11 protein-coding genes are annotated in these 15,094 nt (G+C 65.9%); 2 read left to right on the top strand and 9 right to left on the bottom strand.

All coding sequences use genetic code 11. The features are described 5' to 3' along the window. Positions 1–557 precede the first annotated feature (557 nt). Entirely contained in the window at positions 558–794 is a 237-nt protein-coding gene (locus tag MLGJGCBP_RS01255) for a hypothetical protein (protein WP_160093760.1), read from the bottom strand. Between MLGJGCBP_RS01255 and MLGJGCBP_RS51270 the strand changes: the two genes are divergently transcribed. Then, on the top strand, positions 696–1,292 hold the full coding sequence (locus tag MLGJGCBP_RS51270; protein WP_236580863.1) for a Clp protease N-terminal domain-containing protein: 597 nt from the start codon (positions 696–698) through the stop codon (positions 1,290–1,292). The two genes, MLGJGCBP_RS01255 and MLGJGCBP_RS51270, sit on opposite strands and share 99 nt — an antisense overlap. Continuing rightward, positions 1,231–3,300: a hypothetical protein gene (locus tag MLGJGCBP_RS01245; protein WP_160093759.1), complete on the top strand. Its 2,070-nt coding sequence runs from the start codon at positions 1,231–1,233 to the stop codon at positions 3,298–3,300. The genes MLGJGCBP_RS51270 and MLGJGCBP_RS01245 overlap by 62 nt, the downstream gene beginning before the upstream one ends. A gap of 870 nt (positions 3,301–4,170) precedes the next feature. Here the strand turns inward: MLGJGCBP_RS01245 and MLGJGCBP_RS01240 are convergent. The 8 genes from MLGJGCBP_RS01240 to MLGJGCBP_RS01205 all read right to left on the bottom strand — a co-directional run bounded on the left by MLGJGCBP_RS01240 (position 4,171) and on the right by MLGJGCBP_RS01205 (position 15,094). Beyond that, positions 4,171–4,317 carry a DUF6308 family protein gene (locus MLGJGCBP_RS01240; protein WP_160093758.1) on the bottom strand — a complete coding sequence of 49 codons (147 nt, stop codon included), beginning with the start codon at positions 4,315–4,317 and terminating at the stop codon, positions 4,171–4,173. A gap of 113 nt (positions 4,318–4,430) precedes the next feature. Next, positions 4,431–4,604, bottom strand: a complete 174-nt coding sequence (locus tag MLGJGCBP_RS01235) for a hypothetical protein (RefSeq protein WP_160093757.1) — start codon at positions 4,602–4,604, stop codon at positions 4,431–4,433. Positions 4,605–4,633: 29 nt separating this feature from the next. Next, positions 4,634–5,623 carry a histidine phosphatase family protein gene (locus MLGJGCBP_RS01230; RefSeq protein ID WP_236580862.1) on the bottom strand — a complete coding sequence of 330 codons (990 nt, stop codon included), beginning with the start codon at positions 5,621–5,623 and terminating at the stop codon, positions 4,634–4,636. 250 nt (positions 5,624–5,873) lie between these two features. Further along, complete coding sequence (locus MLGJGCBP_RS01225; RefSeq protein ID WP_160093755.1) at positions 5,874–8,513, bottom strand: hypothetical protein; 2,640 nt, start codon at positions 8,511–8,513, stop codon at positions 5,874–5,876. Between the two features lie 814 nt (positions 8,514–9,327). Beyond that, on the bottom strand, positions 9,328–10,251 hold the full coding sequence (locus tag MLGJGCBP_RS01220) for a hypothetical protein (protein ID WP_160093754.1): 924 nt from the start codon (positions 10,249–10,251) through the stop codon (positions 9,328–9,330). 29 nt (positions 10,252–10,280) lie between these two features. Further along, positions 10,281–11,720, bottom strand: a complete 1,440-nt coding sequence (locus MLGJGCBP_RS01215) for a hypothetical protein (RefSeq protein ID WP_160093753.1) — start codon at positions 11,718–11,720, stop codon at positions 10,281–10,283. Between the two features lies 1 nt (position 11,721). Then, on the bottom strand, positions 11,722–13,620 hold the full coding sequence (locus tag MLGJGCBP_RS01210) for an ATP-binding protein (RefSeq protein ID WP_160093752.1): 1,899 nt from the start codon (positions 13,618–13,620) through the stop codon (positions 11,722–11,724). After that, positions 13,613–15,094: a hypothetical protein gene (locus MLGJGCBP_RS01205; protein ID WP_160093751.1), complete on the bottom strand. Its 1,482-nt coding sequence runs from the start codon at positions 15,092–15,094 to the stop codon at positions 13,613–13,615. The genes MLGJGCBP_RS01210 and MLGJGCBP_RS01205 overlap by 8 nt, the downstream gene beginning before the upstream one ends.

The following is a 15,094-nucleotide window of genomic DNA, read 5'->3' as shown; positions in this document are numbered from 1 at the left end:
TCTCGCTTCTCCCGGCTCTGCGCGCCGGCCGTCGGCTCCACTTCGCTTCGCTCCCCGCCAGGGAGCCGCTGCGCGGCTCGCGGTGGGTCCATTCCCGTTTCCGTCGATCGAGTCGCTTCCGCTCCTCTGAATTTCCCGAGATTAGGTTTCTCACCTCACTTTTACTCGGAACGTTCGATCCGGTCCCCCACGCCCCAACGAAGCTGGGGAGGCGGGAGGGTGTGCCCGACCCGCCGCCCACTCGCCTTCCCGCGCCGCTCCATGTCATACCCACAGCATACCACCCCACCCCCACGCAACCCAAAACAGTCGAAAGTCTAATAACACCCAAAATTGTTCATCGACAACGAGTTACGAACCTTACAACCTGACGTTTGTGCACAACACACGTAAACACTTATTCACCAATAAGTTACCGAAACATGTTGTCAATCAACACCTTTCAAAAATAGCTCGAAATCGGACGAAACGGGCACCCGCGCGCCCGCCGGCACCCCGGTGCCGGCACTCCCCCGACACCTCCACATCACAAACCGGGGACATGTCATCACACCAGGTCACAGCACCATTACGCCCACGGGTGCCGAGGTCACATCGGTCCCACCCATCACCACCTGCACACCACCCAGAATGAACAGCAGAGATTCAGCAGCGGATCGCGTCGCTCGCGGCGACGCCTGGGGAGGGAGCGCGTCATGGTGTTCGAGAGATTCTCCGATCAAGCCCGTCAGGTGGTCGTCCTCGCCGCCGGCGCCGCCCGCACCCACTACCAGAACTCCGTCGGCACCGACCACCTGCTCGTCGGGATCCTCGACGCCGGCGGCCCCGGAACGGCAGCGCTGACCTCATGGGGGGTCACCGCCCCGGCCCTCGAGAGCAAACTCCAGGGCGTCAGCGCACCGGAGGGCTCCGCCCCTTCCGCCGGGCACATCCCATTCACTCCGAAGACGAAGAAGGTCCTCGAAACCTACGGTCCACGACCGCATCACCGACGCCCTCAACCAACCCGAATAGCACCCGGGGCCCAACGAACAAAGGCGCCAACGAACAGAGGTGTTAACGAACAGAGGTGCTGCAGGGCCGAAGACACCCGGCAGTTTCAGTCCGGGAAGAAGAACAAGCAGCAGACAGACGATGACGCCGGAGAAATTCGCCAACCCCTCCCCGACCCCGAATCTCCGGTTAGCATCCTGCTTAGACTGCGTTCGCCACGCCTTCCGAAAGGTGCCGATGAACGGAAGCGACAGGCATCTCGACGTACTACTCGCCGACTACACCTCGGCGCGGGATGACGAACGCGAGCTCCTCAACCAGCAAACCACCCTCTTCCGAGCCGTGGTCGCCACATTGACCCTGCTCGGCGCGCTCGTCGCCAGCATCAGCGGTGAGAACCCAACGCTCCGGATGCCTGACTGGATCTCGGCAGCGGCACCGCTCGTGCCACTGGCTCTGATCTGTTTGCTACAGATCGTCGGCTCCCAGGCGGCCGTGCGCAGCTTCTACATTCGTGCACTGGAACGTCAGCTCCGTAAGGAACTACCCTCACCGCCCACACTCGACAACTACCCCCGGCTCACGGTCATGTCCTACCAGGAAATACAGGTGACGTTGCGATCGCTAGGCCAAGGTACGCGAATCCCGCGCATACTGACGATGATCATCTTTTTCTCGGTCGGCGCGGTATTCATCGGACTCGTCATGTACATGGCCAGCACGTTCGACATCTATCTGAAATTCACCATGATCGTCTTCTACGGCGCCGCCACGGCCCTGATTCTGATGGAGTCCGTCAACGCCACCGTGAGAGGAAAGCGGTACTTCCAGAACCTCGTCGACGATGCGCATCGCCGATCGTTGGAACCACTCACTCCCTCGGTAGACGGGACGGCTTCGACGTCGCGTAGACGAAGCCTCGCGTCGTACCTGATTCTCCCCCGGCCGGCAGACCTGTCCAAGGCGCCGTTTTTTCCGATCGGCGCCCTGGTTCTCGTGGCTGTACGACCCGAGACCGCCGAGCTCGAATACTTCTGGCCACGAGTCGTCGTCCTGTGGCTGGTGCTCGAAGTGCTTGTTTACCAAGCCCGCTATCAGTGGAACGATCTGCGAGGCCTGGGCGAGGACATGCAGGCTCCGGCCGCGGGACAGCGCGGTCGGATACCGCTCGACCCCACGACATCCGACATTCGCCCTGTCGTCATCCTCGTCTCGTGCGTCATCTCGGTACGTCTCTTTCTGGCTGTGCTCGCATGCGCACTCCCGTTTGTCTCGTTCTTCCACCACATGCTTCCGATGCTGCTCGGGGTTTTCGGGCTCGCCGCTGTTTACGAGATTCTCCGAGGCATGGAACGGAACGGGTACGTACCCACAACTCAAGGCCCTCTACAGACGTCGCCGTCCTCCGTCACTGTGCTCGTGTCACTGGTCGTCGGACTCGGGTATCCGTTGCGAACGGTGCTCGGCATCACACTGCCGGCTACCGGCGGCTCCGGAACCCGGGACATCCCGTGGCAGTGGACTTGGCCGTGGAACTGGACCTTGGGCAACCCCTTTCACATGTCCCTACCCGTCGACACAATGTTCCTGGCCGTATTCGCGTTGTATACGCTTTCGCTGGGCATCCTCTTCGTCTCGATGACGTGGTGTCTCGAGGGCGGCACGTTCGTCCGTGAGCACGACGGGAGCACCTACTACTACCGCAGAGACATCGCCCAGAAACCGCACCTTCGGCTCTTGCTCCTGAACACGACACGGAGATTCGCACCGCTGCCGGCACCGACGCAGGAACCCCTACAGCCGATCATCGAGGTGGACGGACGAAGCCAGAAATGGCTCAAATACGCGAGCAGGCTCCACGCCCCATGGAACATCGCGTTGCTCACCGCATTGGCCACCGGAGCTCTCGCGGTCTGCGCAATATGGGGATCGGACCCACAGATCCCTGCCACCGCACTTGCCGCGGCGGCGACGGTAGGCATCAGTGTCGCAATGGCATTACACCGCAACAAGAGCAAGATCACGGCCGTGGTATACGTGGCCGGTCTGCTGCTCGCCGCCGTCACGCTGGCCGCAGCGGCCGCCCATACGTCGGCGAGCGTCACCGCACCATCCGGCACCACGCTCGCCGTCCGCTGGATACTGTCCTCGATGTCAACGATCCCCATCCTCGTCTACAAGTTCTTCGAACACAGTTCATATCGCGATCTCGCCTTCCCGCCACTCACCGATGTCGTCACGAAGGGAGTCCGTCGCGTCCTCGTGGTCGTTCTCGGGAAGGACACGGCCATGCGCATGGGAATCTGACGGAGCACCCATCCAGGCAGCCACATGTCAGGACCGAAAACGTCCACTTCTCGTGCTGAATCGCCGAGAAGCAAGTGGTGATGTCCGTCTCGACCACCCACCGTCGGCCCCGCCAGGACTCGTCAATGAGTACCTGCTGGCCGTCGCGCACACCGCAACCACCCACGCCACAGGACGTCTCTGCGACAGACCTTGTCCCAAAGCGCATGAAACTTCTCGCCTGGGATCGGCCTTGGCCGCCCGGTACAGCGCATACTGCAAGGCACGAACCTGATTTGCGGGAGAAGATCCCGCACCGGCGAACTCACCGAGCCCCTCCAAAACAGAAATACACATCGACGAAGCAGCGGCCCTTCTCTCACCGTTGTCCGCGCGGCTCAAGCAGTACTACGGCCGCCTCCGACGCCCACCCGGCACGCCACCCACTTCCTTCGATTACCGGTTATAGGGCGCGTTGCTCCCGGGTAACACCAATCCGCAGGTTCCCCGGGCCGGGGAGGGCCTCCCCCGGTACCCCGCCGCCACTATCGATACGTTCGAACACCCCATACGCCGAGGAGTCCTTCGGTGCCTGCACTTGAAAGGTCTTGGGCACCTTCCGTGGCCTTCACCCTGATGGAGCGGGCTCGGCACTCTCTCTTTCCCACCCAAAGGGCGGGCTACCCTAACGACGCCGCAGGTTTCGCTTCATGCCACCGGCCGCATCTTCGCTCCCCCTATTACAGGGCTTTCGACACTGGGCTCCGACCCGACTCGTTTCCAGACCGAGCCGCCAGTCTGCTACCGGGCCTCCTGGCAGCTACCCGGACCGGACTTTCACCGGCAAGCGACGACGAGCTTACGAACACGACAAGATCGACTACCTCGAACTCATAGCCACTCCTCTCGTGTTCTGCTGGACGCACCCCAGATCGGGTAGAGCCGGGGGCGTTTGCGGGCGATCAGCTTGGTTGCCTTCGTCTGGCCGATGCCCGGCAGCGCCCACAGGGCCGTTTCCAGGTCCCGATCCGGGCCCACCGCCCTCAGAAGCGCGTTCAGCGCCGCGGACTGGGTGTCGAGGATCGCCGCCCTGACGTGTCGTCGTGGGCGGTTCTACCCTGCGTTGCATGCCGGTGGATTTCTCGAGTGCGTCAGTCGGCACCCAGGTCTGGTCTACGGAACGCGGCATAGCCAAGTGCCAGCAGCAGGGCGATGCCACTGACTACGGTCACGACCAACGTTCCGGTTCCCACGAGAACGAACACGAACGCTGCCAGGGCCACGAGGACTGCGGGCGTGAAAACGAGCCTTGATGTTCGAACCATCAGCCAGTAAGTTAACCCGTCTCGGCGGGTCAAGAGAAGGCCCGGTCATCGTCCGCCCACAGCCCTTTTTCCTCTTCCGTCATTCTGCAGGAATTCATCTTGTAAAGTTTGATCCACTTCTTGTCAAGTCGCCGCTCGCGCCAGTTGCTCAGCTTCCTTTGTAATCCTCGCGGATTGTTGTCTGTCAAGAAACCTGATGGTGTTCCGATCTGGTCGTACGCGTAAACCGCTGCGACGAAGAGCGCCAGGGACACGGTCAGGGCTACCGCTGCCACTACCCGGTGCCACGGCCATTCCTTCTCTTCGAGCAGGAGTGCGTTCAATGCCGTGAACACGAATCCTGCGAGGAAAGTAGACACCACCATCTTTGACTGCACCTTTGGGCGCAACTTGTCCTCCTGGTAGTCCACCGTCGGATACCGGTAGTGAACCCTGCCGCGTCCAGCTTGAAAATCGGCGAGAGCCGACCCCTGGATGCACACCGCGCCGCCATGCGCGATGGGATGCTCCCGATTGCCGGACACGTCGGTGACGAGATCACTAAGCCGACCTTCGTGGCCTACCACTATCACCACAGCGCTTGCGCCTGAAAGGGCTGCGCCCGTGCCTTCGATCTGCCCGACTAGTACGTCGATCCCGCTTGGCCCACCTTCTGGCTTGAGTGCCTCTAGTTTTATTGGGTCCACCTTGTCGGACAGTTCCTTTGAAAGAATCCTGGCTGACTCAAGCGCGTGATCCGCCTCGCTCGAGAAGATGTGGGTCGGGCAGAGTTCTTGGACGGCAAGTGCTTTGGCCAAGATATGCATCTGATAACTTCCCCTTGCGCTCAGTTTTTGGTCGGTGCGCGCCCCATGCCGGACGAATACAAATATCACTGAAGTCCCTCCTGTTTTGAAACTATGGGCAATTCCCGGTTGACCCATCCGGTGAACTCTCAAGTCGACGAACGTCGCTCGCCGAGAGCCGCGGCAATTCACTTCTTGCACCGCTCCTCTTTCGGCACCGCCGGCGCTGGCCACCGGCACCTGTCGGCGTTGGGGACCGAACGAATAATCGCCGGATTCGCCGGCGACGCCTATTTCGCTTCCACGGAGGCGCGCAGGGCAGCGTACGGTTGTCACCCCGTGTCCGGCTCGGCGGGAACCGGGATGTAGCGGCGGTCTTCGGCGACGTGCGCCAAGTGTTCTCACCGACCCTCGTGTGACAAGTGGCTGGCGAAGTTCCTCACACGTGGGCTTCTGCGCTTAGCCCACGTGTCGATCGAGTCAGTCAGATAGTTTTTCCAACGAGAAAGACGATCATCACCCAGTCGTCGATCGACCACCGGAGGTCTCCGACGGGGGCGATCGGTTGGAAGCTTTGCAGACCGAAGGGTCGCTGCACTGCCTCCGTCCACCCGGTGACCAGCTCGGCGTCGGCGTCGGGCGTGTTCTGGATCGACGAGGCCAACCCGAACACGCCGAAGTCGACCGGCGGCCCAGTTTCTGCCCACTCGCCGAGATTGTCCGGGTTCTCGAGTTCGGTGCCAACGAACACGGCCACGAAGACGTCCTCCGGTCGCTCCCTCAGGAGGTCATCAAGGTCTTGTTGCGTCACCTCGTCGAACCTTTGCAGCCCAGTCACGATCTTGTCGAATTCGTCTTCCGACAGCCGAACGAGCAATACCCGGGAAAAGTCAGCCTCGGGCGGTTGGAAGCCGACGGTGAAGAAGACTCCGTCGATGCCGGTCACCTGGAACTCTGGGGGAATCGCCGAGGTCACCGACGTCCGCATGTGGCTCGTGTCGATGAGATCGGCGACGGCCGAGGTCGCGGTCCCGAGGCGGCCGAGGTCGACCTGCTCGCCGTCGCTCGTGGGCGGTGACGCAACCACCCCAGTGATGAGGTGACTACCGCGCGGCGCGGCACTCCACGCCGCGCGGAGCGCGACCCGCGACGACGCGAGCTCGGTGCTCTGCTCGAGGAACTCCGCTACAGCAACTTCCTTGAAGCCGAGTTGGTCGACCCGGTCTTGCACTCTCACCCGGCCGGTGTCGCCATGTTCTTCCCATCGCCCCGCCAACGAGGCGAACCGTTGCAGATCACTTCTGTCGTCGGTGACGGCATGGAGCCATCGGATTCGACGGATGGCCTTGGGAAGCTCGCTTGGTCCGGCGCATATCCTGGTCCGCCGGCGATGGAACATCACCCAATCGGTTTGCGGCGTAACCGCGCTTGTGCTGCCGCGTTCGGCGTCGAACAGTCGGTATCGGGCAACAGTGGTGAAGCTCGCGTCTCTATCCCGATCAGCGAGTTCGGCGCCGATGATGTCGATCACTGCCTCACCGAGGCTGCGTCCCCGAGCTCCGATGTCGAGTGCGCCCGGTGACTCGCTCAGCTCCAGTTCCAGCCCCACCGCACGAGTGGAGTCGCTGTCACCACTGGCCGCAGCGGCGAGGGGGGTCCAGTCCCCGGCGAACATTGGCGAATCGCCTCGCCGCTCCATCGACAAGAGCCCATGGACCTGGCGGGGGTCTCCTCTGTCATCGAACATGGCGCGGGCTCCGCCATGACCCCTGCCAAGGGAAACGTTGAGGATGCGCACGCCCAGACTCGATACGCCGATTCGCCAGTCGAGTGACACGCCCTTGATACGCTGCGGCGGCAAATCATGCTCCTGCCCGGCGACGATGGCGAGGGGATCAACGGCTCCGTTGACCTCAGTCACAAGGTCGATGACACGAGAGCCCCCAGGAGCGTGCCGGGATCTCCTATCTGTCACGACCAGCGACCCGGTGATCTGGGCATCTAACAGCAGCGGCTCGGTGTTCCCGCGGGCATAGGTCGTCGCCCGCAAGCGCAGTGCAGCCTGTCCTCCGATCGGCACCTCGCGCAGGTCGCGATCGGTTTCGACATCGAACCAAATGCCGATGAGTTGTCGGCGCTCGTCCCTGAGGCGTCGATCTGGGGCTACAGCACCGATGACCGCACGTTCGTGGCGTTCCCGAGCCCGTACACCTTCGCGTGTCAAGCGCTGGTAGAACGCGACGTCGGCGAGGATGGCGTCGTGCACATCGTCCACCTCCACGTGGAGCCCGCCATTCGCTTCCCGTCGCGCATCGCCGTCTTCGTCGGCGAACCGGAATCCATTGAATACGGCGGCAACCAGGCCGCCGACAGCCAATTGGGGCGGTACTTCGCCATGAGCGGCAAGCGTCCACGACCAACCAGGCTGTATGTGATCCCTCGCGACAGCGGCGAGCGTCAGGACCGAGCCGCGGGTGTAGCCCCGATCGTCCTTCCTGACCGCGGGCAGGATCCTGAGCCGGCCCTCGAACGCCTCGACCGCGGTGCTCGTTTCGGTGACCAATCCGCCGGGCACGAGGATGTCGACCTCCTCGATGGCGCTCGGGTTGTCGATCCCCTGGAAGAGCGAGATGCGTTCCATGTGCTGGGCCTCTTGCAGGGCCTCGGGGATGTAGTCAGGACGCACAGCGCAGAAGCGCAGGTCCACCCCGGGGCCCATCATGGCGTGCAGTTGTGCCTCCAGCGGCTGGGTAGGGTCGATAGGCACGTAGCCTCCCGAGGGCAGCGTCACGATGCCCCAGTCGATGAAGAGGGATCCGCTCACGGAGCGGACTGGACCCGACAGCGCACCGGAGATCCGCTCGCGCAGTTCCACCAGCGCGGTGGCCGCCGGGTCGCTCGCGATAAGGGAAGCGAGCACATCGTCGGCCTCAGTGAGCACCGAACTCTTCTCCGCACACGGATCGTCGACGCCGGAACCGCCCTTTCCGTTCGGCCCGTCCAGGAGTTGGCACTGGAACTGTAGGAGCTGAGCGAGAAAGACGTCGAGAGGCCGCATCGAGAGGCGCCACCCCCAGTACCGGTGCGGCGTCGTCTCAACCAACTCCCGCCGCGCGACCCACATGTCGAGCCACGTCGTTGTCTTGCCGGACCGCTCGAATACGGCCAGCGGGACTTCCTCACCGCCGACTCCCTCCGCGCCGGCACACCACACGCCCGAGCGGAGTCCGGATCCCGAGATCATCGAGGGGGTCGCTCGTTGCTCGCTATCGAAGTATGCCGTGGCGACTCGCGACCGGATGTGCGTGCGGTCGAACGGGACCCGGGCACTGACCGGCAGCGACAACCTCAGCTCACGCACCCGGAAACGTGCCCCTTCCACCGCCAGCGACCGGTCGGTCTCCTTGGCGCAGGCATCTTCGCACAGCTGGCCGAATCGCTCCTCGTCACCGCAGAGCGCCTCAGCGGCCGCGACGGTGAGCACGTACAGCGCCCGGGGCGGCACACCGGTGACGGGTGCATCCGGTCTCTCCGGTGGGCACGGGCCGAACTCGGCCGTCCGTGGGGTCACGGCCACGCCGGGGTCAAACTCACCTGTCGAACGCTCGATGAGCTCGGCGACGGAGAGGTCGATCTCACCGGGTAGATGGATCACGCGACCAGACGGTGCGAGCGCCACTCCACCGTCGACCCGCACCGCGTCGCCGCCACGACGCCGAACATCGAAGCCGTGCACAATGCCGTACCCGACAGCCTGGTTGGAGAGGGCAACAAGCGATCGGACGTACTCCTGGTCGAGCCGGAAGCCCTCCGCGCGAAGGAATTTCCCGTCGAAGTACCAGAGCCGAGTCAGCACCGACGATGGGTCGATCACGCTGATGCCAGGGTGCGCTCCGAGCAGCTCCATCGGGCCACTGATCCTCGTATGTGTCATGTCCTCACTCCTCGTGCGGCGCGTTGGGGCCATGGCCCGTATGGCACAGCAATTCCTGGATCGTGCGCGTGCGCACGTGCGACGGCCGTACCCAGTTGTCGACCGTCGTCGCGTCGTCGTCGATCACGGCACCGTCGGCATCGAGGTGGATTTGCAGCTGTGCGAGCGGGACGCAGCCATCTCCCGTCACCGGCGACCAGCCGCTGCCGTCCTCGGGCCCGAGCCCCATGGTGTCTTCGGCTGCGAGGCGGCGGAACCACACCAGACACAATGCCGGTCTGTCGACCGGATCGGCCGCTTCAATCTCCTCGAGCGCGGTACCGACCAGATCATCGGGCTCGTCGGTCACGGGCAGCTGGCCGAAGAATTGCCGCAGCCGCGGATAATTAGGGGGCGGATCCTCGGGCACGGCACCGGCAACGATGCGAGGGAGCCCGCGTTCGACCGCTCGCGAGTAGGCGGTATCGAAGCTGGCCTCCCCGCAGGGCTCGGCGATCGACGGCACCGGACGGTCGAGGCAGCTGTCGTGGCAGAGTTCCACATGCACCGTGAAGGTGATCCCGCCGTCGGGATAGTCCTCAACTTCAAGATCTTCGGGTCTGCGCTCGTCGAACCAGCGACCGATGTCGACGCACATCACCTCGGCGACACGTAGCTCACGGCCGTGCCCGTCAATCGCCAGGCCAGGGTGCACGACGACCTCATGGCGGTCTGCCCGCACCTCGACCCGCAGGCCCCAGATGACGCCCATGCCGTGCAGCCATGCGTTGTGCAACCAGCCCTTGCCCCGGTGGTACGCCTGCTCGGTCTCCAGGTCGTCGACGCCAAGCAACATGCCGAAGTGGTAGCGGTTCGAGACGAACGGGTTGACGGGCAACGACACGTCACCGCATCGCTGCTCGCCGACGATCAGATCAGGGCTGGCCATTGGGACGTCCTCCTCCTCACCTGTGTGCTTCACAGCTCGGCGCGCGTACGGCCCGCCGGGCCGTCGCCGGCCACGTATTGGCGGCGGCGGTCGGTGTCCATTGCGCTCGCCGCGGCGTGTGTTCCGGCGCGGACCGCCTGCTGGATACCGAGGGCCCAGCGCACCCGCAGCTCGCGGTCGCGCGCGTTCAACGCGGCAGCCACGGTGTGCTCCGCGTCGTCGAGGTCCTGCACCAGCGCGGCCCGGGCCGACTGGTCGGACAGCTCCTGGAGCGTGCGGCGAGCGGATACGAAGTCGGCGAGCGCGTCCCACAGGGGCGGCGGCACTTCGACCTCCCACTCGTCGAGTGCCTGGCGGACAGCAGTGTCGTAGGCCGCCCGGGCTGCGGTCAGCGGGTTTTGGATGCTCGCGTCGGCGACGGCGGCGCGGGCGTCGATCACCGCCTTGGCCGTCTCGGGATCCCTGTCGGGGTCTTCGACAACCGCATCGAGGACGGCATCGTCGACGGCGCTCCGCGCGGTGATCCAGGCCGCGACCGCTGCGCCGAGATCCGTCTCGTGTTCGACCGCAGTGACTCCGTCGGCATTGTTGGCGGCGTCGATCGCCGCCGCCTGCACCGCCGACAGGTCTGGTGTCGCGGCGACGCTTCCCAGGACCGCCGACGCGACTGCCAGACGTCCCGCTGCTGCGGACGAGTAGGCGGCGACCGCATCCTCGGCGTCGAGCAGATTGCGCTCCCCTATCGTTACCGCTCCCGCGACCGGCGTCGCCGCGGTTTCGATTGTGTCGGCGTGCTCGATGACCGTTTCCATCGCGGCTGCTGCATCGGCGGAGACGGCCGCAGCCTCCTTGGCGCGCTGCTCGGCGCGAGTCCGCAATTCAGCGGGTAGGAGCGTGTCGAGACGATCGTTGGCGGCCGCGAAGGCAGCGCTGTCCAGGAGCGCCTGCGCATCGGCCACGATCGTGTCGAGCGGCGGCTGCGTCAGGGCGTCGCGGAGCTGCTCACCCAGGCCGGCATGCTGCTCACCCCACTGCGTTCTGCTGGCGGCCGCCTGCAGCTCGGATTCGACCCGCGCTGAGAGACTCGACAGCGCGGCAATCGTGGCCTTCGCCGCCGCAATCCGCTCACGAGCGTGGCGCAGCTGAACCCCCAACGCCGCCTCGGCGACCATGAGTTCGCGGAGCTGATCCTCGAACGTTTCCGCGTCCGCGGGATTGGCAACGGCGGCGATCTGTTCCCGCACGGTTGCCTGCCCAGACCGGACGTCGTCGAGCGCGTCACGAGCTACCGTCTCATGCTGGGCGGCACCGAGATCGCGTCCCCAGTCGGCCCAGGCAACCTCGGCGGGGGCGGCATGCTGGGTCTGCAGTTCGGTGCGTGCCGCCATGAGGGCCGAGGTCACACGGTCGGCTGCGGCGCGTAGGAGTTCCCCTTGGTCTTTGGCGCGCGCGCGGAGATCGGTTGGCATGTCACATACCTCCTGAATGGGTTCCGGTCCTAGCTCGGGGGATCCCGGGGAACGAGCGCCCAGCCTTTTGGTACTCCCGCTCGACGGCATCGAGGAGGCCCCGCTGGTCGATGCAGCGGTCGCCCGCCGCTGCCCGATATGCCGCGGCCAGCGCGGCGTTTCGGATGAGGCCGCCGGTCAGCTGGTACACGGAGGCGAGCTGGCGGAGGTCGACGTCGTCAGCGAGCGGTGCGGCCGGGGGAAGGTGGGTCTCCCACAGCCGGAGCCGCTCGGCGGGCCCGGGCTCGTCGAACTCCACGATCACGTCGAGGCGACGGACGAAGGCCTCGTCGATGTTGCCCCGAAGGTTGGTGGCGAGAACGACGAGGCCAGTGAAGCCGTCGATCTTCGCGAGCAGGTGCGCGGTTTCGAGGTTGGCCCACCGGGCCTGGGCATCGTTGCCGTCGGTGCGCTTGCCGAAGATCGCGTCCGCCTCATCGAAGAACAGCACGGACTGCGATCGCTCGGCGGCGGCGAACACCTCGCTGATGTTCTTCTCGGTCTCGCCCAGCCACTTGCTGACCAGCGTCGAAACGTCGACGACAAGCAGGTCGAGGTCCAGTGACGAGGCGACGATGTGCGCTGAGAGGGTTTTGCCGGTGCCGGGCGGTCCGGCGAAGAGCGCGTGCACCCCGCGAGAGGCTCGGGACTCGAAGCCCCAGTCATGCAGAACGCGGACTTGACCGCGGACCCGGTCGAGGATGGACCGCAACAACTCGGTGTTGTCCGGTGTGGTGACGAGCTGGTCCCAGCCGACGGTAGGACGCACGATCCGTCCGCTCGCCGGGAGGTCGCAGCCGGTACGTCGACGCGCATGGCGGACGATGTCGGCCACCGTGATCGGGCCGGCATCGGCTCGGGCCGTCACCCGCGCATCATCGACCGCGCGGCTGGCCCGCAGATGGTCGACCCGCAGCAGACTGGCCAGGTGTTCGGCGCCCCCGTTCAGCTCGGGGACGAGGCCGGTCCACATATCAATGCTCTCGCCCAGATCCCGCTCGCCGACTTCGATCACGACGACTGGACGGTCATCGAGCGGGAGGCCGGTCGACTCCTCGGCGCAGATCACGACCGGGCCGGGATGGGTGGTCAGTGGCGGCGACTGCGGTCGGCCGATGAGGACGGGGTGCGCCTCTCGGGCCACGGTGTGAACCGAGAGCAGCTCCTGAGCTTCCCCGGTAACGTCGTCGGACGACACGACGACGACCCGGGTGCCGACCGCTTCTGCCGCACCGCGCACGACGGCCGCCAGCTCGGTCGGCGGTCGCGTCGCGGCGGTGACGACGACGATGCGGCGCCCGCCGTCGAGGGCGTTCGCCAAGCGCGCCCCGTCCAGCGACGGCGATGCGACCGCGGGAATCGTTCGCCTGCGAATCTGGGCGGGCCAGTGGTCGTGGCCGCGCAGGACGCTCCACAACCCCGCGGCGAGCCGGAGCCCGGACTCCGGCAGCGGGCCGGACCCTTCGGCCACGAGAAGCCCGTGCACGTGCAACGGTCCCGCGAGGATCGCGTCCCTGAGGTGGCGTCTGCCAATCGGGCCGAGACCCAGAACCTCGGCGATCGTCGAGAACGACATCCGTGGCTCGCCGCGCGGGTGCAGAACCCTTGCCAGGTGGGTGATCGTTTCGTGCTCCTCGGGGAGCCCGACGAGCATAACCAGCTCGCGCTCGAACGCGGAGAGCCTGAACGCCGAACAGATGCGATCGAAGCCGGCGCTGTTCGCCGGCGGTTCCTCTTGCAGCGCGACGGCGATCCCGTCGGTTGCCGGTTCCATGGTCGGATCACCGGCGAGCTCGGCCAGCCGTCGGATGAGGTCGCCAAGCACCTGATGGGCCGGCTGGGACAGCGTGGCGTCAGACATAGCGGAACCTCACGACGCCGCCGAGCCACCAGACGACACCTGGGTCGAAGTCGAGGCCGGCGGCCCGGATTCGCAGATCGACATCATCGAGGGAGAAGGTCGCCTCCACCCATCCCGGCTCGGCATCGATCGTGGTCCGTCGGCGCCATACCCAGGCGAGGTCCTCGTCGTCCGAACCGAGACGGTCGCGTACCCATTGCGTCAGCCGGTGGCTCAGGTCCTCGACGGCGGCGGCCTGCGCGGACCCTAGTGGATCGTGAAGCCGCTCGGTCGCCTCACCGCGTCGGACCCCGGCGACGACCAGCGTCGCCGGGTCGTCCACGGCGGCGCCGGTTGCGGCGGCCACGACCCGCGCGAGCGCGTCCCCCGCAGTGCGCGTGGCCAAGGGTCCGTTCAGCAGCTCCATCGGCAGGTCGAGTGCCGTGATCCCGTGGATCAGGAAGAGGACACCGCCGACACGGCTGACCACCGGCTCCTCTCTGTCGGCGGCCCACCCACCCAGCCCGGGCACGGGCTCGGGCTCGGGCTCGGGCACTTCGTCCGACAGGGCGGCGCGCTGGGGTGAGACGGGGCCGGCGCCGGTCGACTCTGCTTCAACCGGCTCGGGCGGCTCGTCGCTGTCGGCAGCCGCACCACCCGGGGCCGACTCATCGTCCCGGGCCGGACGCTCCTGGATCAGCCCGTGACGGCCTCGCGACGCGCCGCCGTCGGCGACCGCCTCGATCGCGACCGGGTCCCGAGACAGGGCAGGTGCGACGCAGGCGAGCGCGAGGACCGCCAGATCTGCACGGGCCTCGTCCGATCTGGCGGCGGCCCACGCCGCACGCGGGATCAACGCGCGTGCTGCGGACACGGCCTCGAGCACGGCAGGCGTTCGCGCGACCCTCACGCCGGGCCCGGCGGCGGCCTTCGAGCTCGCTGTCCGGCCACCGAACATGCCTCGCACCGTGCGGGCGACGATGTGCCACCCAGCCGGTTGCAGCGCGACGTCGATGACGTCGACGGTCGCCATCAGCACCGACGGAGCCACCGCGGGTCTGCGGGCGAGGACCTCGGCGAGGTCGGCCGGACGCGGTCGGGCGACCCGTGGATCCAGCCCCCCGGCCTGCTGCCACGCCCATGTCCGGGTGCCGTCACCCGCGACGAGCGAGCGCACCATGTCCACAAATAGGTCGAGCTCTCGGGCGTACACCACGACCTCGTGGCCGTCAGCCAGGCGTCGCACCAGCGCATCCGCGATGGCGGCTGCCCAGGCACCTGACACCGAGTCGACTGGGCGGAGCGGATCGAGATCGACGTGCACGTTCAGCTCGGGCACGCACACGGCGTGGCTGGTCGGCATAGCGCGGCCGACGAGTGCGTTCGCGAGGCCTTTCCCGGCCACGACGCGCAGCGCCTCGTCCAGCCGCGCCGCTGTCCCGCTCTCGGTGCCGTGGTAGCGGGCGTGGAGACGATCCACTTCGACAACGGTCAT

The sequence above is a fragment of the Rhodococcus sp. T7 genome, from assembly GCF_009872365.1.
GTDB lineage: Bacteria > Actinomycetota > Actinomycetes > Mycobacteriales > Mycobacteriaceae > Rhodococcus_F.
The sequence above is the reverse complement of the archived record's forward strand: the minus strand, read 5'-3'. Positions and strand labels throughout refer to the sequence as shown.

What these genes read in the sequence shown, in the direction of transcription:
- MLGJGCBP_RS51270 (WP_236580863.1), top strand. Translation starts at nt 696, where the DNA reads ATGGTGTTCGAGAGATTCTCCGATCAAGCCCGTCAGGTGGTCGTCCTC.
- MLGJGCBP_RS01245 (WP_160093759.1), top strand. Translation starts at nt 1,231, where the DNA reads ATGAACGGAAGCGACAGGCATCTCGACGTACTACTCGCCGACTACACC.
- MLGJGCBP_RS01235 (WP_160093757.1), bottom strand. Translation starts at nt 4,604, where the DNA reads ATGGTTCGAACATCAAGGCTCGTTTTCACGCCCGCAGTCCTCGTGGCC.
- MLGJGCBP_RS01225 (WP_160093755.1), bottom strand. Translation starts at nt 8,513, where the DNA reads ATGTGGGTCGCGCGGCGGGAGTTGGTTGAGACGACGCCGCACCGGTAC.
- MLGJGCBP_RS01220 (WP_160093754.1), bottom strand. Translation starts at nt 10,251, where the DNA reads ATGGCCAGCCCTGATCTGATCGTCGGCGAGCAGCGATGCGGTGACGTG.
- MLGJGCBP_RS01215 (WP_160093753.1), bottom strand. Translation starts at nt 11,720, where the DNA reads ATGCCAACCGATCTCCGCGCGCGCGCCAAAGACCAAGGGGAACTCCTA.
- MLGJGCBP_RS01210 (WP_160093752.1), bottom strand. Translation starts at nt 13,620, where the DNA reads ATGTCTGACGCCACGCTGTCCCAGCCGGCCCATCAGGTGCTTGGCGAC.
- MLGJGCBP_RS01205 (WP_160093751.1), bottom strand. Translation starts at nt 15,094, where the DNA reads ATGACCGTTGTCGAAGTGGATCGTCTCCACGCCCGCTACCACGGCACC.